This is a genomic window from Priestia sp. P5_B4 (assembly GCF_056400385.1).
Genome location: NZ_JBFULJ010000743.1, coordinates 1 through 1,902 on the forward strand (window position 1 = coordinate 1; position 1,902 = coordinate 1,902).

At 31.6% G+C, this 1,902-nt stretch carries 3 protein-coding genes; 1 reads left to right on the forward strand and 2 read right to left on the reverse strand.

The features are described 5' to 3' along the window. Positions 1 to 459, forward strand: a 459-nt coding sequence (locus tag AC1DRF_RS25425) for an STAS domain-containing protein (protein WP_477742006.1), incomplete at its 5' end; no start/stop codon positions are given. Positions 460 to 756: 297 nt separating this feature from the next. Here the strand turns inward: AC1DRF_RS25425 and AC1DRF_RS25430 are convergent. Beyond that, a complete protein-coding gene (locus AC1DRF_RS25430) occupies positions 757 to 1,167 on the reverse strand; it encodes a hypothetical protein (RefSeq protein ID WP_477742007.1) in 411 nt (136 codons plus the stop codon). A 513-nt stretch (positions 1,168 to 1,680) separates the two neighbouring features. Then, positions 1,681 to 1,902: GlsB/YeaQ/YmgE family stress response membrane protein (locus AC1DRF_RS25435; protein WP_477742008.1), on the reverse strand; the 222-nt coding region annotated here is incomplete at its 5' end.

Below are 1,902 nucleotides of genomic sequence, written 5' to 3' on the forward strand. Positions count from 1 at the left end.
AATGATAAGATTGATCAATTTCTTAACACTTTTCTCATTAGTTATTCCAAATATAAAGATGAATTAATTGCCTCCCAGAGGGACTTAGTTGAACATCTATCGGTGCCTATTATACCACTTAGCCAATCTGTAGCTGTATTACCATTGATCGGAATGGTTGACACATACCGTATCCAAACGATTGAGGAGAAAGTATTGATAGGCATATCAGATTTAAGGATTGAAACATTAATTATAGATCTTTCTGGAATTGCTAACATGGACATGCATGTCATTGATCATTTTCAAAAAATATTAACTGGAATTTCAATGATGGGATGTAAGGCTATTCTTACAGGTTTACGTGCGGACCTGGTGCGGACAATGATTCACTCAGGAATCTCCTTTGAAGAAAAGGCAGAAACAAAAGGGACGTTACAGCAAACATTAAAAGAATATCTAGAATTCCACCAGATGTAGGAGGAATAGGGAAGTTTACTCTACACACAGAAATGAATTTATGAAATTAGAATCGTTTTTGAAAAAATAAATCAGTATTCAGAAAAGCCTTATAGTAAGATATAAGGCTTTTTGTGCCTAGAAAATCCATTATGGTCACTAAAAATGTAGGGAGTATACAGCTTAAAAACAGAAAAACTACTGCTCCCGTACAGTAGTTTTTCTGTTACACATATCTTATGTTTAAGTACTGATGTCTCACGACGTCTTAATTAGTTTTACGTATATTTAAAACTTTATTCGTTTTATCCTAACGTTCTAAGATCTTTTGCTAGATAAAGTGTTATCTTTTACATACATTTCATAATGTCCATTTATGTAACTAGATACCTTTAAATTAAGGAGAAGAGCTTTTAGGTTAACTATTTTTCCAGTATCTAATCCGTACTCTTTTGCTATATCTTCAATTCCTTTTTTACTGATTTGTATGTTATCTTCCAAATCGGTTACTGTTTCTTTACTGTACTGGAAAGGAACTGCATCTATAACTTCTGTAATTAATTGATCCTGCCCTTCATACTCAAGTCTCCCTTTGACGGCAGCATGTTTTCCAATTAATACAGCCTGCTCTTTTATATCCGATAGAAGAATCATTAATCTAATTCGTTGATTCATTGGAATATGGTGTTTATCAAAAATAGAGATAATTTTGGTTTGATAATCATCCATGGTTGTGTGAAGTTGATGTTTTGCTTCTCTTATTACTTTTTCGCTATTTTTAATAAGTATCATACTCAAATTATCTGCCCTCTCCGTATCATTTATACGTTCATTATAACAAACTATAAAAAGGGAATGTCATTTTTTACTACTTATCACGATAAATAATGTATATAAACAAACATTATCATGGATTCATTAATCATTAACATTGATTGTAGGGAAATATACCGACTCATAGTTTTTAAAGATTTACACCAATAATAAGCGACCTCATTAATTTCAATTAGAATTATAAGGTCGCTTATAAGATATTCTGATTCAATTTTTGTATTTTTTCCGTTCTTTTATTGCAAAGCAATTGTTTTATCATTAAACTCTCGGCTCATTTTTAACATGTTTATCAATTGTACTGAGCAAATAAATAAGGTAAGAATTTAGTTTGAATTGCTTCTCTTCAATAAAGTCAGATAACATTAGACTGGTATTATTAGTCACTCCAATTTATATTTTATCTCTTTCTTATGCATGGTGACCATGATTATTCTTTTTACCCATTTTTCGTAAAATAAAGCTTACAATTAACACTAAAATAATTGATCCAATAATTGCGGGGATGATTGCAAATCCACCTACGACTGGTCCCCAATTACCTAAGATAAGTCCACCTAACCAGGCACCAATAAAACCAGCAATAATATTACCGATAATTCCTCCAGGGACATCTCGGCCTGTAATTAAACT